Annotated in this window: 23 protein-coding genes, 1 tRNA gene and 1 riboswitch; of the genes, 23 read left to right on the top strand and 1 reads right to left on the bottom strand. The window is 55.0% G+C overall.

Annotated features, from left to right (window positions below; all coding sequences use genetic code 11):
- The first annotated feature begins 428 nt into the window (after nucleotides 1-428).
- A riboswitch (SAM riboswitch) is annotated at nucleotides 429-540 on the top strand.
- Between the two features lie 102 nt (nucleotides 541-642).
- From ACP5OT_RS16625 to ACP5OT_RS16585, 9 genes are all read left to right on the top strand, one after another.
- Nucleotides 643-1,938, top strand: a complete 1,296-nt coding sequence (locus ACP5OT_RS16625; protein WP_424677540.1) for a homocysteine synthase — start codon at nucleotides 643-645, stop codon at nucleotides 1,936-1,938.
- 79 nt (nucleotides 1,939-2,017) lie between these two features.
- Nucleotides 2,018-3,154 carry a homoserine O-acetyltransferase MetX gene (metX, locus tag ACP5OT_RS16620; RefSeq protein ID WP_424677541.1) on the top strand — a complete coding sequence of 379 codons (1,137 nt, stop codon included), beginning with the start codon at nucleotides 2,018-2,020 and terminating at the stop codon, nucleotides 3,152-3,154.
- Nucleotides 3,155-3,291: 137 nt separating this feature from the next.
- A complete protein-coding gene (locus tag ACP5OT_RS16615) occupies nucleotides 3,292-4,296 on the top strand; it encodes a sensor histidine kinase (protein WP_424677542.1) in 1,005 nt (334 codons plus the stop codon).
- Nucleotides 4,297-4,309: 13 nt separating this feature from the next.
- Nucleotides 4,310-4,792 carry an aminoacyl-tRNA deacylase gene (locus ACP5OT_RS16610; RefSeq protein WP_424677543.1) on the top strand — a complete coding sequence of 161 codons (483 nt, stop codon included), beginning with the start codon at nucleotides 4,310-4,312 and terminating at the stop codon, nucleotides 4,790-4,792.
- A gap of 280 nt (nucleotides 4,793-5,072) precedes the next feature.
- Nucleotides 5,073-5,147, top strand: a tRNA-Cys gene (locus ACP5OT_RS16605).
- 64 nt (nucleotides 5,148-5,211) lie between these two features.
- Nucleotides 5,212-6,360 (top strand): glycosyltransferase family 4 protein, encoded by a 1,149-nt coding sequence (locus ACP5OT_RS16600; RefSeq protein WP_424677260.1) that lies wholly within the window; start codon nucleotides 5,212-5,214, stop codon nucleotides 6,358-6,360.
- 86 nt (nucleotides 6,361-6,446) lie between these two features.
- The gene (locus ACP5OT_RS16595) at nucleotides 6,447-7,232 is read left to right on the top strand and encodes a class I SAM-dependent methyltransferase (RefSeq protein ID WP_424677259.1); all 786 of its coding nucleotides are present in this window, start codon (nucleotides 6,447-6,449) and stop codon (nucleotides 7,230-7,232) included.
- Nucleotides 7,225-8,070, top strand: coding sequence for a hypothetical protein (locus ACP5OT_RS16590; RefSeq protein WP_428132769.1), 846 nt, complete (start codon nucleotides 7,225-7,227; stop codon nucleotides 8,068-8,070). The genes ACP5OT_RS16595 and ACP5OT_RS16590 overlap by 8 nt, the downstream gene beginning before the upstream one ends.
- 215 nt (nucleotides 8,071-8,285) lie before the next feature.
- Nucleotides 8,286-9,497, top strand: coding sequence for an AAA family ATPase (locus ACP5OT_RS16585; RefSeq protein WP_424677257.1), 1,212 nt, complete (start codon nucleotides 8,286-8,288; stop codon nucleotides 9,495-9,497).
- 76 nt (nucleotides 9,498-9,573) lie between these two features.
- Here ACP5OT_RS16585 and ACP5OT_RS16580 read toward each other — a convergent pair whose 3' ends face one another.
- Complete coding sequence (locus ACP5OT_RS16580; protein ID WP_424677256.1) at nucleotides 9,574-9,837, bottom strand: hypothetical protein; 264 nt, start codon at nucleotides 9,835-9,837, stop codon at nucleotides 9,574-9,576.
- A 244-nt stretch (nucleotides 9,838-10,081) separates the two neighbouring features.
- Between ACP5OT_RS16580 and ACP5OT_RS16575 the strand changes: the two genes are divergently transcribed.
- From ACP5OT_RS16575 to ACP5OT_RS16510, 14 genes are all read left to right on the top strand, one after another.
- The gene (locus tag ACP5OT_RS16575) at nucleotides 10,082-10,759 is read left to right on the top strand and encodes a helix-turn-helix transcriptional regulator (protein WP_424677255.1); all 678 of its coding nucleotides are present in this window, start codon (nucleotides 10,082-10,084) and stop codon (nucleotides 10,757-10,759) included.
- Nucleotides 10,760-10,793: 34 nt separating this feature from the next.
- A complete protein-coding gene (gene sufC / locus ACP5OT_RS16570; protein ID WP_424677254.1) occupies nucleotides 10,794-11,573 on the top strand; it encodes a Fe-S cluster assembly ATPase SufC in 780 nt (259 codons plus the stop codon).
- A gap of 11 nt (nucleotides 11,574-11,584) precedes the next feature.
- Nucleotides 11,585-12,799, top strand: a complete 1,215-nt coding sequence (sufD, locus tag ACP5OT_RS16565; RefSeq protein WP_428132766.1) for a Fe-S cluster assembly protein SufD — start codon at nucleotides 11,585-11,587, stop codon at nucleotides 12,797-12,799.
- 101 nt (nucleotides 12,800-12,900) lie between these two features.
- Nucleotides 12,901-14,139: a cysteine desulfurase gene (locus tag ACP5OT_RS16560; protein WP_428132763.1), complete on the top strand. Its 1,239-nt coding sequence runs from the start codon at nucleotides 12,901-12,903 to the stop codon at nucleotides 14,137-14,139.
- Nucleotides 14,140-14,153: 14 nt separating this feature from the next.
- Nucleotides 14,154-14,546, top strand: coding sequence for a Fe-S cluster assembly sulfur transfer protein SufU (gene sufU, locus ACP5OT_RS16555; protein ID WP_424677251.1), 393 nt, complete (start codon nucleotides 14,154-14,156; stop codon nucleotides 14,544-14,546).
- 35 nt (nucleotides 14,547-14,581) lie between these two features.
- Complete coding sequence (gene sufB / locus ACP5OT_RS16550; RefSeq protein WP_424677250.1) at nucleotides 14,582-15,997, top strand: Fe-S cluster assembly protein SufB; 1,416 nt, start codon at nucleotides 14,582-14,584, stop codon at nucleotides 15,995-15,997.
- Between the two features lie 126 nt (nucleotides 15,998-16,123).
- Nucleotides 16,124-16,444: a non-heme iron oxygenase ferredoxin subunit gene (locus ACP5OT_RS16545; protein ID WP_287908651.1), complete on the top strand. Its 321-nt coding sequence runs from the start codon at nucleotides 16,124-16,126 to the stop codon at nucleotides 16,442-16,444.
- Between the two features lie 71 nt (nucleotides 16,445-16,515).
- Nucleotides 16,516-17,367: a sulfurtransferase gene (locus ACP5OT_RS16540; protein ID WP_428113101.1), complete on the top strand. Its 852-nt coding sequence runs from the start codon at nucleotides 16,516-16,518 to the stop codon at nucleotides 17,365-17,367.
- 144 nt (nucleotides 17,368-17,511) lie between these two features.
- Nucleotides 17,512-17,898 carry an iron-sulfur cluster assembly scaffold protein gene (locus ACP5OT_RS16535; RefSeq protein ID WP_424677248.1) on the top strand — a complete coding sequence of 129 codons (387 nt, stop codon included), beginning with the start codon at nucleotides 17,512-17,514 and terminating at the stop codon, nucleotides 17,896-17,898.
- Between the two features lie 34 nt (nucleotides 17,899-17,932).
- Nucleotides 17,933-18,862, top strand: coding sequence for a PLP-dependent cysteine synthase family protein (locus ACP5OT_RS16530; protein WP_424677247.1), 930 nt, complete (start codon nucleotides 17,933-17,935; stop codon nucleotides 18,860-18,862).
- 82 nt (nucleotides 18,863-18,944) lie between these two features.
- Nucleotides 18,945-19,421, top strand: coding sequence for a M67 family metallopeptidase (locus tag ACP5OT_RS16525; protein ID WP_012616235.1), 477 nt, complete (start codon nucleotides 18,945-18,947; stop codon nucleotides 19,419-19,421).
- A gap of 78 nt (nucleotides 19,422-19,499) precedes the next feature.
- Nucleotides 19,500-19,784 carry a MoaD/ThiS family protein gene (locus ACP5OT_RS16520; RefSeq protein WP_424677246.1) on the top strand — a complete coding sequence of 95 codons (285 nt, stop codon included), beginning with the start codon at nucleotides 19,500-19,502 and terminating at the stop codon, nucleotides 19,782-19,784.
- A complete protein-coding gene (gene moeB, locus ACP5OT_RS16515; protein ID WP_424677245.1) occupies nucleotides 19,781-20,935 on the top strand; it encodes a molybdopterin-synthase adenylyltransferase MoeB in 1,155 nt (384 codons plus the stop codon). Before ACP5OT_RS16520 ends, moeB begins: the two co-directional genes overlap by 4 nt.
- A gap of 19 nt (nucleotides 20,936-20,954) precedes the next feature.
- Nucleotides 20,955-21,163: hypothetical protein (locus tag ACP5OT_RS16510; RefSeq protein ID WP_428132760.1), on the top strand; the 209-nt coding region annotated here is incomplete at its 3' end.

Below are 21,163 nucleotides of genomic sequence, written 5' to 3'. Positions count from 1 at the left end.
GGTTGCCTGCCCTGGATAGGGTGCGCGCCGCCAGCCGTCCGTCGCTCCCTGTCATGTCGAGCGCAGCGAGACATCTGCGATGCTGGGCACCGGTACTTGTCAGGTGAGCGCAGTGAGCGGTAAGATTTCTCGCTTCGCTCGAAATGACAAAGGGGGTTGCCTGCCCTGGATAGGGTGCGCGCCGCCAGCCGTCCGTCGCTCCCTGTCATGTCGAGCGCAGCGAGACATCTGTAAGCGTGTTGTGGAAGCTTGCGCGCTGGGCTGCCGTCTCACCACGAGCTGGGATGTCGCAGGGTGTGTAGGATCCTTGATCCCAGCGCATGTCAGAGCCTGAGAAGTGATACTTGACAAATACACGTCGTATAGTTTATATTTACGACATCACGTTGGTGAAGGCGACACCAAAACGCACCTCAACAACACACACGCACTCATCCAGAGCGGTGGAGGGACCGGCCCGTTGAAACCGCAGCAACCCTCGCATGCGTCGCCGCATGCGAACGGTGCTAATTCCGGCAGAAGTGTTCTGGAAGATGAGCGACGTGGAATCGCGGTTATCCGCACTTGTTATTTCACGCCCTCATCGAAGTTGAGGGCGTTTTTGTTGCCTATTACACCGGGCATCTATTTGAGGAGGATTGCATGTCTGACACGCCACGCTTCACCGGTTTCGAGACGCTTGCCTTACACGCCGGACAGATTCCGGATCCGACAACCGGATCACGGGCAGTACCGATCTACGCAACAACATCCTATCAGTTCAAAGACACCGACCACGCAGCCCGCTTGTTCAACCTGCAAGAGTTCGGCAATATCTACACCCGCATTATGAATCCGACCACCGACGTATTCGAGCAGCGTATGGCCGCATTGGAAGGTGGGGTGGGTGCATTGGCGTTGTCGTCAGGGCAAGCTGCCGAGACGCTGGCAATTTTGAATCTGGCTGGTAGCGGTGATAATATCGTCGCCTCATCGGATTTGTACGGTGGTACCTACAATCTCTTCCGTCACACCTTACCGCGTTTGGGTATTACGACCCGTTTTGTTGACGCCCGTGATTACGATGGGTTTGCAGCGGCGATCGATGATCGAACGAAGGCTTTCTTTCTCGAACTGGTCGGTAACCCGCGGCTGGATGTGCTCGATCTCGAGCGGATTGCGGCGATTGCGCACGAGCGGGGTGTGCCGGTCATTGTTGATGCGACGACGGTAACCCCGTATCTGTGGCAGCCGATCAAGCACGGCGCCGACATCGTCATTCACTCGGCGACGAAGTATATCGGGGGGCATGGCACCGCTATCGGTGGGATTATTATCGATAGTGGTAAGTTTGATTGGGCGGCGAGTGGGCGTTTCCCTGATTTCACCAACCCCGATCCGAGCTATCACGGCCTGGTGTATACGCAGGCCTTTGGCAATCTTGCCTATATTATCAAGGCGCGTGTGCAAGGCCTCCGTGATATTGGTGCAGCCCTCAGCCCGTTCAACAGTTTCCTCTTCTTGCAAGGGCTGGAGACGTTGCCGTTGCGGATGGAACGGCACAGCAAGAATGCGTTAGCCGTCGCGCGCTATCTCAGCGAACATCCGAAGGTAGCATGGGTCAATTACCCCGGCTTACCGAGCCACCCGAGTTATCCGTTGGCCCAAAAGTATCTGCCGCGCGGACAGAGCGGGATCGTCGGGTTCGGCTTGAAGGGTGGGCGTAACGCTGGACGAATCTTTATCGAACGGTTACGCCTCTTCTCACACTTGGCGAATATCGGTGATGCCAAGAGTTTGGCAATCCATCCGGCGACGACGACGCATAGCCAGTTGACCCCTGAAGAACAGCGTCTCACCGGTGTGACCGACGACTACGTGCGGCTCTCTATCGGCCTTGAAACAATAGATGATATTTTGGCCGATCTCGATCAGGCGTTGGCCGGAACACCATCGTAGTTTCTGACCGATGTGGCGGTAACAATGGCGTTGCCGCCGCAGCTCGTTCTCGTTCCTTGCTGACAGGGAGAGGATCGATATGGAAGCAATTGCTTCGGCGCCAACCCCCGAAGGGGTTGGCTTCGTGCGTACCCAGCGCATGCATTGGACGACACCGCTGCCCCTGACGAGCGGTGCGACACTGGGGCCACTGACGATTGCCTACGAGACTTACGGTGAACTAGCGCCCGACCGCTCGAATGCCATTCTGATTCTGCACGCTTTGTCGGGTGATGCACACGCGGCCGGTTATCATAGTCCTACTGATCGCAAACCGGGCTGGTGGGATGGAATGATCGGGCCGGGCCGCGCATTTGATACCAACCGCTACTTTGTGATCTGCTCGAACGTGATCGGTGGCTGCCGCGGTTCGACCGGCCCATCGAGTCCACATCCAGTTGATGGGAAGCCCTACGGTTCACGGTTTCCGATCATTACCATTGAGGATATGGTACACGCCCAACAACGCCTGATTGATGCCCTTGGGATTGATACCTTGTTGGCCGTAGCCGGTGGTTCGATGGGTGGATTTCAGGCATTGGCATGGGCGGTCGAGTATCCGCAGCGTGTGCGTGGTGCGATCTTGTTGGCGACGAGCGCACGTTCGAGTCCACAGACGGTAGCGTGGAATTATATCGGCAGGCGTGCAATTATGGCCGATCCGCGTTGGCGTGGTGGCGACTATTACGATGGTGAGCCGCCACGTGATGGTTTGGCGGTAGCACGCATGCTCGGTCATATTACGTATCTCTGTGAGCCAAAGTTGGAGCAGCGGTTTGGGCGGCGCGGTGATTCCGGACCGCTTGACCTTGGGCCACATTTTGCGATTGAACACTATCTTGAGCATCAGGCGGCGCGTTTCAACGAACGGTTTGATGCCAATTCTTATTTGACGATCACGCGCGCTATGGACAGTTGGGATCTTGCGGCGCGCTACGGCTCGTTAACAGCGGCGTTTGATCTGACACGAGCACGGTTTTTGGCGTTGGCCTACAGCAGCGATTGGCTCTATCCACCGAGCGAGACGTATCACATGGCAGCAGCGGCACAGGCTGCCGGGCGGTCGTTTACAACGCACCTGATCATGACTGATGCCGGCCACGATGCGTTTCTGACCGATATAGCTACCCAGAGTGTTGTCATTCGGGAATTTTTGGATCGGGTAGGGTCGGAATAGGAGTGACATTTGGCTTGGCGTATGAGATATTAGATATATCAGTTTATTAAAAATGTCTTGTTCGCCTCGTTACCGATTTGCGGTAAGATAGTATCCACATCTAGATGCTATTTGGCGTATTCGGTACGAGGAGACCATTGAAGTGCTTCTGGCTACTGATCTGGCGCTTGCGGAGGCTGTCGAGTTCGCGGCAGGGGTGGTTGCTGTTCCTTGCCATTGTGGCTCTAGGAACGGCGATAGCCGTGTTTGTATGGGCGGGTTGGTGGTGGCCGGCGATCTTAGCAGCATTTGGTGGTGGGTGGCTCGTCGCTACGTCGAGGGTCACGCCATCGTCGCACATGCGGAGCCGTCTGGCCGAGCTTGAACGTGAGTTGGCCGTCGCGCAACAGGAAGCAGCCGTTGCCGCTAAAGCGAAAAGTGCGTTTCTTGCTCATGTTAGTCATGAATTGCGTTCCCCGCTGATGACGATTCTCGGCTACAGTGAATTGCTGCTGGAAGATGTACAGAACGGCACAGCACAAGCAGACCGAACGATTACCTGGTTACAACGCATCTACGAGTCGGGCAAACAGTTATTGGAATTGATCGACAACATGATCGTGTTAGCTCGGCTGGAGGTGGGTGACATTGAGGTGTATCACGATCATTGGTCACTCGGTCTCTTGCTCGATGAACTCGAAAAGACTATCCTTCCACTTGTACAGCAGCGGCACAATCGGTTAACCATCGATCTTGATAGTGATCCTTCCATAATTATTGAAGGTGATCGGGCGAAAATTCGTCAGATCCTACTCCAGCTCTTGCATAATGCGACGAAGTTTACCCAAGATGGTATGATCACCTTGCGGGTTAGTCTGAAGTCGAGCACCGAGGGGTCGGCCCTGTTGAATCTGACGGTCAGCGACAGTGGTATCGGCATGAGTAACGAGCAGCTTGATCTGCTCTTCGAGCCGTTTACCCGCTTCGATGAGGTGCTCACCCCGCGATACGATGGTGTTGGGATCGGTCTGGCGCTTGCCCAACGGTTATGTTTAGCCATTGGTGGTTCAATCGCTGTGACCAGTCAGCCCGGCAAAGGAACGACCTTTTTCGTCTCAATCCCGGTTACACCGGTGTCAGTCTCAACGTCGGTGGAACGATGAGTGAGGTCTTGCGATGAGCGGCAAACTCAACTCAATGCGTGTGCTTGAACGGCAGCAGATCCCCTACACCGTGCATGAGTATGATCCAACGCTGCCTGATGCGGTGGCAGTTGCCGAGGCAATTGGTATGCCGGCCGCGCATGTGTTCAAGACACTGGTTGCCAAGAGTGATCGACCATTGTTGGCGATGGTACCGGCTCATTGCCAACTCGATCTCAAACGATTGGCTGTACTTGCCGGCGTGAAGCGCGTCGAGATGGCTCCTCATGTCGAAGCTGAGCGGTTGACCGGATTACGGGTTGGTGGTATCGGCGCTTTAGCGCTCATCGCGAAACGCTGGCCGTCGTATCTCGATGAGTCGGCGCTGGTGCAGCCGAAGATCTACGTCAATGCCGGGCAGCGGGGGGTGATGATCGGGATCGCGCCGTCTGATTTGGTACGGGTGGTCGGTGCAACGGTGGGAGCGATTGCGGCTTGCGTATCACCGTCGTCATGATAATGCTGCACGTTCATGTTATCTCATCATCGCAATCAAGAACAGTCTCCTTGCACAATCCACCCATTATGTATTGGCAATGTTGTGTCGTTACAGGTGAAGAGAAACATAATAAAATGATAGTATTTGGGTGGGAATGATAAAAACATCATACGATGTTGGCTGGAGGAATTATAGATATGGTACCGAATCCCTACTAAGCCATGCGCACCTCACAGATGTCTCTGGGTACCATGCCGATTTGCACCACGGGTTAGTTTGTGCTACAATAAAGTTCGGTGGCGACGTAGCAAAGTGGTAATGCAGCGGTCTGCAAAACCGCCATTCGCGGGTTCGATTCCCGCCGTCGCCTCCAGAAGTATCCGTCAACGAGAGGTTACTACCTCTCGTTCTTTGTTTCATCCACTATATGCGAATATATGCGAATTTTGTGTGCCTTAACGTACTATCGTCCCTATACGAGCGGCTTAACGATCTATGTCGAACGGCTGGCTCATGGGCTTGTTCGGCGGGGGCATACCGTCACCGTACTCACCTCACAGTACGATCCGAGTTTGCCAAAGATCGAGTTTCTTGATGGAGTACGGATCGTGCGGGCGCCGGTAGTCGCTCGGGTGAGCAAAGGGGTCATTATGCCGACGTTTGGGTGGTTGGCGACCCGCCTTTCGCTTGAACACGACGCAATGAGCTTGCACTTGCCACAATTTGATGCACCGGGGTTGGCGTTACGTGGCAAGGTGCTCAAACAACCGGTTGTGTTGACGTACCATAGCGATCTCAAGCTTCCACCAGGCTTGCTCAATCGGGTGGCGAATCAAGTTGTTGCGATTGCTAACCAGGCAGCAGCAGCATTGGCAACCCGAATCGTCGCCTACACGCAAGACTTTGCCGACCATTCACCCTATCTCCGGCAGTGGCGTCGGAAGGTGACAATCATTCCACCGCCGGTCGAAGTGGCGCAGGTATCGGACGATGAAATTGCAGCGTTTCGACGGCGCTGGAATTTGCAAGGACCGGTGATCGGGATGGCTGCTCGTCTCGCTGCCGAAAAAGGGGTCGAGGTACTCTTAGCTGCGCTACCGCGCATCCTTGCCATCTATCCCACGGCTCGGGTACTTTTTGCCGGGCAGCATGAGCATGTTTTGGGCGAAGAGGCCTATGCACGCCGCCTGGCCCCGCTGTTTGAGCAGTTTCGTGACCATTGGACGTTCCTTGGTACACTGAATCCGCGCGAGATGGCGGCATTCTTTCCCAATCTTGACGTGCTGGTGGTACCGTCACTCAATTCGACCGAGACGTTTGGATTGGTGCAAGTCGAAGCAATGCTATGCGGGACACCGACGGTTGCCAGTAATTTGCCCGGTGTGCGTCAACCGCCGTTGATGACCGGCATGGGGAAGGTGGTGCCAATCGGTGATGCGAACGCATTGGCCGAAGCGATCCTCGACATAATTGCCCATCGGTCGCAGTATGTACGTCCCCGTGAAACGGTAGCAGCTTTGTTTAGCACTGAACGCACGGCAGAGATGTACGAGCAACTCTTTCGCTCACTCGGTGTCGCCGATTGAGGGTGAACGCGGTACAATATTTCATAGTGGTAGCAAAACACTTGTGGTGAGTATTTTACCCACCACGGGCAGGTCGAAAGATAAGTATGCCTGACTATTTACGACCACATTTGGTAATGTTGCCGATCCACCGCGCGATGATTCGGTCGGTAGAAGCGCGGTTGTTTGCCGAGTTAGCCCCCGATCTGCCCGAGCCAATTATTGATATCGGGTCGGGCGATGGGACTTTCGTGCAGATTGCGCTTCCCGGCAAGCATATTGTCGGTATCGACCCACGCATCAATGATACGCACGAAGCTGCGCGCCGTGGGGTGTATGCCGGTCTCGCTGTGGCAACCGGTGAGGCACTTCCCTTTGCCGATGGCACATTCGCCGCAGCGATCTCCAACTGCGTCCTCGAGCATGTCAAACCACTCGACCAAACTCTGCGTGAAATAGCGCGCGTGGTGCGACCGGGTGGGCCGTTTATTGCCTCGGTAGTAGGGGAACGCTTCCCGCAGGCCCTCTTTGGGACATGGCTTCTCAATCGACTTGGTTTCGACGGTAGTTGGTACGGACGTTGGTTTAATCGGATATCGTACCACTACAACACGCTGAGCCAAGCCGAGTGGGAAGCACGGTTTACCCAAGCCGGTTTTACCGTTGAGGCGTGTCGGCCGTACATCAGCGATGCCGCTCTCAAGCTCTTCGATATTAGTCATTATTACGGTGCGCCAAGTTTATTGACCCGCGCACTAACCGGGCGTTGGTTGTTGGCGCCGCCGTTCACGCCCAACTTATTGTGGGAGCCGATATTGCGTCGAATCTACGAAGCACCGGCACCGCCCGATGGCGCATGTTATTTTTTCGTACTGCGGAGACGCTATGACTGAATCGACAATCACAGCCGCTGAATTGGTAGCGGCCGGACGAGCAGCCTTGATCGCCGGCGATACCGTAACAGCGCGATTGCGCTTTCGCGAGGCGCTTGAAATTGATCCGCACTGTGTCGATGCGTTGCTCGGCATGGCAACAGCGCTACGCCCGTACCGTGACAAGCGAGAATATCTGCTGCGTGCCTTAGCCGTTGATCCCGAAAACAGTGAGGCCCGAGCAACGCTCGAGCAAGTCGAAGCACGCCTTGCGGCGGGTGAATTGTTGGCGCCGACCGGAGGACAGGTACGCGAACGGGAAGAAGCCGCGGTAGAGGAAACACCGGCAGCATCGGTCATGCCGGCATCGGAGACACTCGTCTGTTACCGCCATCCGCAACGTGAAACGGGACTGCGCTGTATCAGTTGTGGGCGTCCGATCTGCCCCGAATGTGCGCGGGCCACACCGGTTGGCCAGATCTGTCCAGAGTGTGCCCGTGAGCGGACACCGGTGAACTATCAGGTTGGGCCGACCCAACTGCTGGTGGCCGGGGTCGTCGTTCTGATCTACGCACTGTTGGTCACACTCGTCGCAGGAGTGGTCATCGGCTGGGCCGGCTTTTTTGGATTTATCGTCGCCTTCTTGCTCGGCCCGATGACCGGAAATCTGCTATCTCGTTTGATCGATTGGGCTACTGGACGCAAACGAGGTCGGATGTTGATGATCGTTGTGAGTGTGGCGTATGCCTGTGGTTCATTACCTTACATTGGCTTCATCATTCTGTTAGGCGGTTTTCCATTGGCGCTGCTGTTTTTCTCGATTATTGTCGTGACTACCGCCTTAGCTTGGCTGCGCTAATGACAATTTAGCAAATGATAAACATAACGATAAGTGCTACAATAATTGCCGAGTTACGTGTAGATCGTTTGCTTGAGCGATATGAACGGACAACCACATCAAGATAGCGTGCGGTATCGATGGGCAGCGCCAATCCCGACACTATCATTACAGGCGCGCTTTGTCCAAACTGGCGCAGTGAGGCAGAACAGCCGGTGGTTGGCAAGGGAGGCGTTATGAGTGATGGTGAAATGAAATTGGCCGTGCGCGGTCATCAAAATCCACTCGATGAGATTGAACGTCGACTACGTGCCCAAATTTTCGGCCAAGAGCGAGCGATTGAGAGCATCATCCGTGTGTTGAATCGGTCACGATATGGCTTTTCTGCCGGTAATAACCGCCGTCCTCGCGCCACCCTCTTGTTTCTTGGTCCCACCGGTGTTGGTAAAACGGCGACAGCCCGGGCGCTGGCCGAACTGCTGCGGCCTGATGGTAGTGCCTTTCTCAAGATCGATTGCTCACTCTTTAGTCAAGGGCATGAAGTGAGTGCATTGGTTGGCGCACCGCCGAGCTATGTTGGCCGCGACCAGAAGCCACTGCTTAACCCTGATATTATCGAACAAGAGCATAGTGTGGTCTTGTTTGATGAGATCGAAAAGGGGACGCCGGAGTTGTGGAACTTGCTCTTGCAAGTGATGGAAGATGGCGAGATCCTCTTACTCAACGGTGGGCGACGGGTCAGTTTTCAGAACAGCATCGTGATCTTTACGACAAATGTTGGTGCAAAAGAGATGGTCGATTTTCTCGACCGACGCACGATTGGCTTTCGCACACCCCATATCGATGTCGAGGCGACAGGGCGCGATATTTATCAGATCGGGTTTGAAGCACTCCAGAAAGTTTTTCAGCCGGAATGGATTAATCGGCTTGATGAAATTATCGCTTTTCGACCACTCTCTGCTGAAACCCTAAGCCATGTATTTGACCGCATGATCGCCGAGTGCAATCAGCAATACTTGCGCTACGCGGTTCAAGTGCAGGTGACGCCGGCAGCCAAAGAGTACTTACTCACAAAAGGGTTTGACTCACGATTTGGTGCTCGTCCGTTACGGCAGCGCATTTTAAAAGATATTGATGCGCAGCTTGCCGATCTAATGGCCTCCGGTGCTATTTCCCACGGTAGTCTGGTAGAGGTTCGTTACACCGGGATCGATGAGCACGGTAAAGCGCTACAGTTTTACTATTGCGAAAAACCGGAACTCCTCGAGCTTGCAGAGGAATTACGCCAGCAAGAATTGCAACGGTTGGCCGTCGGTCAGAGCGACGGGCCACAGCCTCCCAGCATTAGCCTGACCCACGAGCGGAGTAACGCTACTGAAGGTGGTATTTTCACGACACGCGGTCCACGGATCGCTCCTCGCCGCGATCCGCGGGATGGTGGGAGATGAGAGCGCAAAGAGGAGGAAACTGTCTGCATGCTTTGCGCTCTCAGCGTTCTTTGCGTTCTTTGCGTTCTTTGCGTTACTACGGCGCGTTTGGATTAGGTCGACGTGCTACCGACAGATCGGGTTCAGCACCATCGGCCAATGGCCGTTTGAGGATCAGATAGCTTCGCCCCGGCATAATCAGTTGCACACCACATACTTCCCAGCCTTCGGCACCTAGTCCGTTGAGAAAGCGGCGGGCAAATCCGGTATTGCGTTCGCCGGTTTCGGGATAGCTCTCGTGCCCCTCAACAGAGACACGCTGCCATGCCTCAACAAACACAACTTTGTACTCCCAGCGCATACCAAACTCCTTGTGATCGGGCGGGTGACCGTGGCGCCGGCCACCCGCTATTGCCAGTGTGCCCCCGGTCTGTCGGGCACATGCTGTAGTGTAGCCCCAATATTTCGTAATGTCAATTACAGAATTACACTAATAGGTATCTGTTCGCCCCACGCCCTCGAATAAAAAAAGTTTTTGGCTTTTTTATTGACAATAGCTCAAAATGCTGGTAGACTATCCAGTAGTAGTTCGGAGTAGTGCGACTATGGAACACACTCGGTACCCACCTGATAGCCCGGCCGGCATGATCTTGTGCTATTTACAGCGCCATGGGCGAGCGACCGTCAAAGAACTGGCCGATTTGCTCGGCGTCAGCACGACGGCAGTGCGCGATCATTTGGTGCATCTGCAAGCAGAAGATATGGTTGAAGTGACCAGTGAGCGCAACGGACCGGGTCGGCCACGACTGGTTTATACCTTGTCGGAAAAAGCGCAGAAGTCCTTCCCCAAACAGTACGATCGCTTGATCAGTACCTTACTGCGTGAGCTGATCGAACTAGAAGGGGAAGGGAAGGTTGAGCAATTGCTTGACCGGGTAAGTAGGCGTTTGGCGAGCGAGTACGCCGATCGAATGGCCGGTACCGGCGTGGCTGCTCGGCTCAATGAGCTGCGCGCTTTGCTCGAGCAGCGTGGTGTGCCGGCTGAGATCGATCCTGAGGGCGATGTGTTACGCTTGTTCGCATGTCCGTTCTACGATGTGGCAGCCGATCATCCTGAGGTCTGTTCGATGGAGCGGCGTATGATCGAGTATGTATTGGGCGAAAAGCTTGTACTCGAAGATACGATCCGATCCGGCGCACACAACTGTCGCTTTGTGCTGCGCCCACACGATATTCCACTGACATTAACGCCACCGGCTGCTGATGCTAATCCTGATGTGTAAGGTTATCTATTTTGTATGATGTGGTGAGGAGTTCATGAGCAACGATTTGGTTATTAAAGATCTCTACGCGCGGATTGGTGATAAGGAAATCCTGCGCGGTGTGAATCTGACGGTACGTCAGGGTACGATCCACGCAATTATGGGGCCTAACGGCAGCGGTAAGAGTACACTGTCGTATATCATTGCCGGCCACCCTGCGTATGAGGTAACGGGTGGCGAGATTTGGTACAAAGGCCATAATCTGCTGGAGCTTGAACCTGATGAGCGTAGCCGGCTGGGTGTGTTTCTCGCTTTCCAGTATCCGGTAGCAGTGCCGGGCGTTACAGTGGCAAACTTTTTGCGTTCGGCGATCAATGCACACCGGGCAGAAGAGGGCAAAGATCCGAAGGAGACGGCGATTCCGGCGGCTGAGTTTCGCAAGTTGCTTCGTGAAGGCTTGAACTTGCTAGAGATGGACGAGAGCTTTGCCCGTCGTTATCTCAATGATGGTTTTAGCGGTGGTGAAAAGAAGCGCCTTGAGATTTTACAGATGATGTTGCTTAAGCCGTCGATGGCCGTCCTCGACGAAACCGACTCTGGGTTAGATATTGATGCGCTGCGGATTGTGGCTAATGGTGTAAATCGGATGGCCGGCCCACACATGGGTGTGTTGGTTATTACCCACTATCAGCGCCTGCTCAATTATATCAAACCCAATGTCGTGTCGGTAATGATGGACGGTCGCATTGTACGTGAGGGCGGTCCTGAACTGGCCCTTGAATTGGAGGAGAAGGGTTACGATTGGCTCCGTGAGGAGCTGGCCGGTGCCGCCTAAGGGAGATGCCCATGACAACAACGTTGCCTACTTTGAACGAGATCAGCGCCGAGTTCGTCGTGGCGCGTTCGCAAGCTGCCGGCGAGCCAGCATGGCTTACCGAGCGTCGGCGGCAAGCATGGGCTGCCTTTGCCCAGATGAATCCGCCTGAGTGGCGGCGAACCGATCTTAGCAAGCTTGATCCGACGACGATTACTCCCTCGGATAGTGCGCATGCGACTGCGATCCAGTGGGATCCGGCGTTGGCTGCGCAAGGTGTTGTCTTTACGACACTGGCGGCGGCGTTACGCTCGCACGAAGCACTGATCCAGAAATATATGGATACGGCAGTTGAGCCGTTGAAGCATAAGTTTAGCGCATTGCGGGCTGCTCTCTGGCAAGACGGTGCGTTCCTGTACGTGCCAAGGGGCGCCGCTATCGAGGTGCCGCTTCGCCTGATCTATACGCTCGGTGCCGATGGTGTAGCGATTTTTCCACGCACCTTAGTTATCGTTGAACCACAGGCGAGCGTTACGCTGATCGAGGAGTTTACCTCGCTCGATCTGCGTGCCGGTTCCTTTGCCGGTCCGATCACCGAGATCTTCGTTGGTGATGGAGCAAGTGTCCGCTTCATCAGCATTCAACATTGGGGGCGCGGTGTCTACCATCTGGCCGGTCAGCGCGCCATCCTGAATCGCGATGCCAATCTGGAATGGACGTCGATCCAGCTTGGTGGTCAAGTGCAGCATATCGAAGCCGAGACGACACTGGTTGGTAATGGTTCACGCCTCAATTGGCTCGGTGCGACATTTGCTGCCGATACCCAGAACTTGGTGATCGCGCCGTGGATGCGTCACGTCGGTCATAATTGCGAGAGTTTCATGCAATTTAAGACGGTAGTCAACGACACGGCCTACAGTGTTTTCGATGGTATGATCAAGATCGAGCACGAGTCGGCGGCTACCAGTACTCGGCTGGAAGAGCATGCCTTGCACCTTAGCCCCAAGGCGCGTAACGATAGTATTCCCGGCCTGATGATTAGCACGAATGATGTGCTGAAAGGTGGGCATGCGTCAACCAGCGGCGACATCGATCAAGAGCAGCTCTTCTATATGCAAACTCGCGGTATTCCGCGTGCCGAAGCGCAACGGATGATCGTGATGGGCTTCTTCGAGCCGGCGCTCGATACGATTCCGCTCGAAGAGTTGCGTGCTGAGTTGATCGCTGAAATCGCAGCAAAGATTTAATTGCTGCCGTTGAGGTGGTTTACCGTGAAGCATACCACTCGATCACTTTGACGGCTAGTCTGGCGCCGGTATCAGACCGGTGCTCAGATGAAGGTACAGCTATGGCGACTTTGTCTCAATTTGATGTGATAGCTTTGCGGCGCGAGTTTCCGATTGTTCATCAGCAGGTGAATGGCAAGCCGCTGGCGTTTCTCGATAGTGCGGCTTCATCTCAAAAGCCACAGCGCGTTATCGAGACGCTGGAAGATTACTACCGGCGCTATAACGCCAACGTGCATCGTGGGGTTTACCGGCTGAGCGAGGAGGCGACGTTTGCCTACGAGCGAGCACGTGGTAAGCTGGCCCGTCTGATCAATGCACCAAGTCAGCGCGAAGTGATCTTTGTGCGGAATACCACCGAGGCGATCAATCTGGTTGCGTATTCGTGGGGGAGCGCCAATATTCGGGCCGGTGACCGCATCTTGCTCACGATGATGGAACACCATTCCAACATCGTACCATGGCAGTTGTTGGCACAACGCACCGGTGCTGAGTTGGTCTATTTGCCGTTTGACGGTCAGGGTCGGTTGGTGCTCGATGACCTCGACCGCTTGCTCGATGAGCGGGTGAAGTTGGTTGCGTTTACACACCAATCGAACGTCTTTGGGACGATTAACCCGGTTGAACCGATTGTGGCGCGGGCACGAACGGTTGGGGCACGGGTGCTGCTCGACGCTGCGCAGAGTGTACCACATATGCCGGTAGACGTGCAGGCGTTAGGGGTCGATTTTCTTGCCTTTAGTGGACATAAGATGTGTGGTCCGACCGGAATCGGCGTGCTATGGGGGCGGCGTGAGCTGCTCAACGCGATGCCGCCGTTTCTCGGTGGTGGCTCGATGATCGACCTGGTTGAACTCGATCACAGCACGTTTGCCGTCGTGCCGGCTCGGTTTGAGGCGGGAACGCCGGCGATTGGTGAGGCAATTGCGCTCGGTGAAGCAGCCGATTACCTGCAAGAGGTCGGTTTGATGGCGATCCACTCCTATGAGCAAGAATTGACGGCATATGCCCTCGAGCGGTTGGCCGAGGTACCGGGCCTGACCGTCTATGGGCCACCGGCAGGGTCGGATCGAGGTGGTGCAGTGAGTTTCTCGCTCGAAGGAGTGCATCCGCACGACGTAGCCGCTATCCTCGATCAAGAAGGGGTGGCGGTGCGGGCCGGCCATCATTGTACGCAGCCACTCCATCGGGTGCTTGGCGTACCGGCAACGACCCGGGCTAGCTTCTATCTCTACAATTTGCCCGAAGAGATCGATCGGTTGGTGGTGGCATTGCATAAGGCACGGCACATCTTTGCCTAGTACGTGAAGCAGCTATGGATGACATCTATCGTGAACAGATCCTCGAGCATGCCCGTCATCCACGCAACTACGGCCATTTGCCGGCACCGACGGTGATTCGCGAGGAGCGTAATCCGTTGTGTGGCGACCAGATCCGGCTCGAACTAGCGATTGTCAACGACGTCATCGCTGATGTGCGTTTTACCGGTCGTGGTTGTGCGATCAGTCAGGCCAGTGCTTCGCTTCTGACCGAAGCGATTAAGGGCAAGCCGGTCGCCGAGGCCAAGCAGTTTAGCAAGGATGACTTGCTCGAGATCATTGGAATACCGCTGGCCCACAATCCTACCCGGCTCAAGTGCGCGTTGCTCTCGTTGAAGGCGCTCAAAGCCGGTTTGTATGGGGTGGGGCAGGAGGATGAAGATATATAAGAGGCGTCGCACGATACTAGTAAAGGAGTGAAACAGTGGTCGCTGAAGCGGTTAATTTGCAGTTCGACTACTCGCGCTACGGCTTCCGACAGGAAGAGCGCTATGTCTATAAAGCACCCAAGGGCCTGAATGAGCGCATTGTGCGCGAACTTTCCGGCATGAAGGGTGAACCTGAGTGGATGTTGAAGCGACGGCTACGCGCGTTGGAGATTTTCAATAAGAAGCCAACGCCGCTTGTCGGGATGTGGGCCAATCCCGAACTGGCCGAGTTGAACTACGACGACATCCACTACTTTGTGCGGGCCAACGAACGCCCACAGACCGACTGGGATGCGGTGCCGCCGGAGATCAAGAACACCTTCGAGCGGTTGGGTATTCCTGAGGCTGAGCGTAAATTCCTCGCCGGTGTCGGTGCTCAGTACGAGTCAGAAGTTGTCTACCACTCGCTGCGCGAAGAGTGGGCAAAGCAAGGTGTGATCTTCCTCGATACTGATACTGCGTTGAAGGAATATCCTGAGTTTTTCAAAGAGTACTTCGGCACTATAGTGCCGGCAGCAGACAATAAGTACGCCGCGCTCAACACTGCGGTCTGGTCGGGTGGTTCGTTTGTCTATGTGCCGAAGGGTGTGAAGGTTGATATTCCGCTGCAAGCTTACTTCCGCATCAACGCTGAGCGGATGGGTCAGTTTGAGCGCACCTTGATCATTATCGATGAAGGGGCTGAGGCCCACTACATCGAGGGTTGTACGGCGCCGATCTACAGCACCAACTCGCTCCACTCGGCGGTGGTCGAAGTCATTGTCAAGAAAGGTGGCAAGTTCCGCTACACCACCATCCAGAATTGGGCCAACAACATCTTCAATCTCGTCACCAAGCGAGCGGTGGCCTATGAAGAGGCAAGTATGGAGTGGGTGGACGGCAACATCGGCTCGAAGCTGACCATGAAGTACCCGTCGGTATATCTGATGGGCCGCAAGGCGCGTGGTGAGGTGCTCTCGGTAGCGTATGCCGGGCGTGGTCAGCACCAAGACGCTGGCGCCAAGATGGTGCATCTCGCTCCCGAAACGACCTCGCGCATCACCAACAAGTCGGTGAGCAAAGATGGTGGTAAGACAACCTACCGCGGTTTAGCTAAGGTGGCGCCGGGTGCCTATGGCGCGAAGATCAATGTCAACTGCGATGCTCTGATCCTCGATGAGAAGTCGGCGTCGGATACGATCCCGTATATCGAGATCGAAGAGGATCGCTGCACGTTGGCCCACGAAGCAACGGTTGGCCGCATCGGTGCTGAGCAGCTCTTCTACCTGATGAGCCGCGGTATCTCTGAGTCGGACGCGCTTTCGATGATCGTGCTCGGCTTTATGGAGCCGTTCACCCGTGAGCTGCCGATGGAATATGCGGTTGAATTGAACCGTCTTATCCAGCTTGAGATGGAAGGTTCGGTGGGTTAGACCGCAGTGCGGGATGCGGGAATGGCGAGCGCTCCCAACAATGGGAGCGCTCGTGTTGTGTATGGCGTGATTGTGTGTGAACAGTCGCGTGTCGGTTTGTGTAGTCGTCAGATGAAGGAGCAATCTATGTCGTTGGTTGAGGTCTGTTCGCTGGATGATGTACCGGTTGGTAGTGGGCGTGCCTTTACTATTCATGGGCACCGGATTGCCGTTTTCCGCGTTGCTGAGCGTGAAGTGTATGCCCTTGACGATCTCTGTTCCCACGATGAAGCCTCGTTGAGCGAAGGTGAGCTTGATACTACAGAGTTATGTGTCGAGTGCCCAATGCACGGTTCGCTCTTTGAACTTCGCACCGGTAAGCCTCGTACATTGCCGGCATTTGCTCCGGTTGCTACGTATCGCTGTGAAGTACGCGACGATCGGATATTTGTTGAGTTTTCTGAGTAAGAACTTGACTAATTGTTGAAAACACGCTACAATGGCAGCGAAATAGAGTTCCAGGTCAAGTGGAGGTTGCAATGAGCGGTTATGCCCATCCTGAAGCGCTGGTCGAAACCCAGTGGGTTGCCGACCACCTGAACGATCCTAAGGTTCGCATTGTTGAGAGCGATGAGGACTTGTTACTGTACGATACTGGTCATATTCCCGGTGCGGTGAAGATTGACTGGGTGCAGGATTTAAACGATCCGGTGATCCGCGACTACCTCGATTCCGAGCGGTTTGCGGCACTGATGCGGGCCAAGGGCATCAGCAACGATACTACCGTCGTCCTGTACGGCGATAAGCACAATTGGTGGGCGACTTACGCATTTTGGGTCTTTAAATTGTTCGGTCATCGTGACGTGCGGATTATGAACGGTGGTCGGGCGAAATGGATTGCAGAAGGTCGCCCGCTCACCCGCGAGGTGCCATTGTATCCTCCCGGTTCGTATGTGGCGCCACCGCGTGATGATTCGACGATCCGTGCTTTCCGCGATCAAGTGCTCGAGTTTGTCCGCCAGCGCAAGGGTGTTCTTGTCGATGTACGTAGTTCGCAAGAGTACACCGGTGAGCGGACCCATATGCCTGATTATCCACAAGAGGGAACGCTGCGCGGTGGCCATATTCCGACGGCGGTCAATATCCCGTGGGCGAAGGCTGTGAATGAAGACAGCACCTTCAAGAGTGTTGAGGAGTTGCAAGAGCTGTACGCTACCCATGGCGTAACCCCAGACAAAGAGGTGATTGCTTACTGCCGTATCGGTGAGCGCAGCAGCCACACTTGGTTTGTTCTCACCTACCTGCTCGGTTATCCGCACGTGCGTAACTATGACGGTAGCTGGACAGAGTGGGGCAATAGTGTTGGCTTGCCAATTGAGAAGAATGTCTAACTGAGACGATCGTTCATTCGTCAACGGATAAGCGAAAGGCGGTATGCTTCGTTTATCCGTTGACCGAATAGTATCGCGTTGTGTATGAGCAATCGTCTCGCTACGCGACGCCGTCTTGCTAACTAATACCTAGGTTGCACGCCCATGACTGCTTCGCACCAAGATGCTATCGAACGCCTGCTCGATCATTACCGTCGCCCCCGCTACTATGGCGAACTCGCCGATGCATTGACGTACAGCGGCGGTGTTCCTGATTGTGGCGATACGTTGACCGTCTATCTGCATGTGGCGTCCGATGGTCGCCTAACAGCCCTTCAATTTACGGGTCAGGGTTGTAGTGTGAGTCTGGGTACCGCATCAATTCTGATCGAACGGTTACAGGGTGCGACCCTGGCCGATCTGGCTGCACTCGATGAGGTGACCGCCATTGAGGTGGTTGGCCCTGATATTCTGCAAGCGCGGCCACAGTGTGCGACATTAGCGTACCGTGTGCTCAAGGCGGCTGCCCAGATGGCGATGCGCCAATCGTAGTACCGCGTATTGTGCCGGTTATAAGTGAGCCAAGATGATACCTGAACTCCTCAATCTGATCGGTCATACCCCCCTTTTACCGCTTCATCATGCTCTCGATCTGCCGGATGGTATTGAGCTTTACGGTAAAGCCGAATGGTACAATCTCGGTGGTTCGGTGAAGGATCGTCCTGCGCTCTGGATGATCCGCGATGGTGAGCAACGCGGCTCGCTGCGACCGGGAATGCGGATTGCCGACGCCACCAGCGGTAATACCGGTATTGCCTATGCCACCATCGGCGCGGTACTGGGCTACGGAGTGACGCTGGCGATGCCGGCTAACGCTAGCCTTGAACGACGCCGCATCTTACGGGCGCTTGGCGCCGAATTGATCTTGACCGATCCGGCTGAAGGTATGGATGCCGCAATCGCTGCTATTCGTGCCTTGGTCGCCGAATATCCCGATCGTTACTTTTATCCTGACCAGTATAGCAATCCGGCCAACCCCCAAGCCCACTACGAGACCACCGGCCCCGAAATCTGGCAACAGACTGATGGTCGGCTTACGCATTTTGTGGCTGCCCTTGGTACAAGTGGTACCTTTATGGGTGCTAGCCGGCGTTTGCGTGAATACAATCCGGCGATTCGCATGATTGCCGTTCAGCCTGATAGTCCGTACCACGCTCTCGAAGGTGTGAAGCACATGGCTTCAACCAAATTTGTGCCGGCAATTTACCGTCCCGAACAGGCCGATGAAGTGATTGAAGTGCGGAGCGAAGAGGCGTTTGCGATGGCGCGATGGTTAGCGCGACGAACCGGTCTGTTGGTCGGGATTTCAGCAGCGGCGAATGTGGTGGCTGCGGCTCGGGTGGCTCGGGAGGCCGGCAGCGGGGTGGTGGTCACCATCCTGTGCGATAGCGCTAATCGTTACCTCAGCGAACGGTTCTGGGAAGACCCGGGGTTTGCTGAAGGGGCTGGGATTTGATCGTAATGGACATTGCTGCGTACACAGAAAGATAGGTTGCGTGGTGAACAACATCAAACACGGCGAACGAACTAAGGTGGCTATGGCACTGATTCTTCCGGCGAAGGCGCTGGCAACGATTGTTGCTCATGCCGAAACGACCTATCCCGATGAATGTGTTGGATTGCTGGTCGGTACGTTGAACGGTGAACACAAGACGGTGTTAGAAGTGGTAACGCTCGAAAATCGATGGAGTGGGCAGCTACAATTGGCCATCACCGACGATCCGACTTCGCGGCGCGATCGCTTCTACCTCGACCCGCGCGATTATTTGCGTGTTGAACGCTCGGCGCGTGCTGCGGGCTATGAAATCATTGGTTGTTACCATTCACACCCGGATGCGGCTGCCATTCCCTCCGAGCGCGACCGGATTGGCGCACAGGCGATCAGTGGTTCAGGTTTTTCGTTTGTCATTCAATCTGTGCGTAACGGTGTTGCCGCCGAGCTGACTTCATGGTTGCTCGTGAACGAAGGTACACGCTTTATTGCTGAGCCGGTGGAAGTTGCTACTGCCGAATGAGACGGTGGTTTTGGCATCGGTAATATCTTTGTATCCCGCAGTTGACAAGCGTGCAATAAGAAAAAAGGAGCATAGACGATGGCAGTAACGGTAACAATTCCCACAGCACTGCGCCAATATGCCGGTGGTAACGCCAGTGTTACGCTCGACGCGAGTGATGTTGGCGGATTAATTCGCGGCCTTGTTGAGCTGTATCCGGCGCTAGGTCGCCATTTGCTCGACGATCGGGGTCGGCTGCGCAGCTTTGTCAATCTCTACGTCGGCGATGAGGACATTCGCTACCTCGATGGCGAAGCAACACCGTTGCGTGATGGCGATACGGTGAGCATTATTCCGGCAATTGCCGGTGGAGGACGGCAATGAGCGAGGTAACCCTTTCAAACGAAGAAATTGCCCGATATTCGCGCCATCTGATCATGCCAGAAGTCGGGATGGCCGGTCAACGCCGACTTAAACAAGGCAGTGTCCTGCTCATCGGTACTGGTGGGCTTGGTTCGCCGTTAGCTCTCTATCTGGCCGCCGCAGGTGTTGGTCATATTGGGCTGGTCGATTTTGACGTGGTTGATGCTTCAAATTTGCAGCGTCAGATAGTGCATGGCACCAGTACCGTCGGGATCGCGAAGACCGAATCGGCCAAGCGTCGTCTGCAAGACCTTAATCCGTATATCGAGATTACGACATATGAGACACGGATTACTTCGGAGAATGCGTTGGAGTTGATGCGTCCCTACGATGTAATCGTAGACGGTACCGACAATTTTCCGACCCGCTACCTGACGAACGATGCCTGTGTGCTACTGGGCAAACCAAACGTCTATGGCAGCATCTTCCGCTTTGAGGGCCAGGCAACAGTCTTTTCGGTGCGTGATGGCGGACCCTGCTACCGCTGTCTTTACCCAGAACCACCGCCACCTGGGTTAGTGCCGAGCTGCGCCGAGGGTGGTGTGTTGGGAGTATTACCCGGCGTGATCGGTACCATTCAAGCCACAGAAGTGATAAAATTGCTTACAGGTATTGGCGAGCCGTTGATCGGGCGGCTGCTGCTCTACGATGCACTGGCAATGCGCTTCCGCGAGCTGAAGCTGCGCCGCAACCCATCATGCCCGGTCTGCGGTGATCATCCAACGATTACTGAGTTGATCGATTACGAGCAGTTTTGTGGTCTTGTGCCAGAGGAGTCGACGTTGTCGAACCAATTTGAGATTACTCCCCGTGAGCTAGCTGAATGGCTGGAACGGCCCGACCGTCCCTTCTTACTCGATGTCCGTAACCCGTATGAAGTGGCAATTGCTTCGATCCCCGGTACCGATAAGCTGATACCGATTGACCAATTGCCTGAACGAATCAATGAACTTGATTCGGCCCGCGAAATTGTGGTCTATTGCCGCAGCGGCGCACGGAGTGGGCGCGCGGTCGAATTGCTCAAGAGCGTGGGGTTCCGCAAGGTGAAGAATCTGGTCGGTGGTATTCTACGCTGGGCCGACGAAGTGGATCCATCTTTGCCGAAGTATTAAACGCAAAGGCGCAAAGGGCGTGAACATTGTTTTGAGTTGGGTAGGATCGCGCCGATTACAATCCCATACAGATCCAACAACTTCGCGTACTCTGCGCCCTTCGCGCCCTCTCTTTAACGGTAGCGGTTGGGTCGTCGGACCGGAAGACGATCCAACAACTTCGCGTACTCTGCGCCCTTCGCGCCCTCTCTTTAACGGTAGCGGTTGGGTCGTCGGACCGGAAGACGA

Origin of the sequence: Chloroflexus sp., from assembly GCF_049970315.1 — a bacterium.
Taxonomy (GTDB): domain Bacteria; phylum Chloroflexota; class Chloroflexia; order Chloroflexales; family Chloroflexaceae; genus Chloroflexus.
The sequence above is the reverse complement of the archived record's forward strand: the minus strand, read 5'-3'. Positions and strand labels throughout refer to the sequence as shown.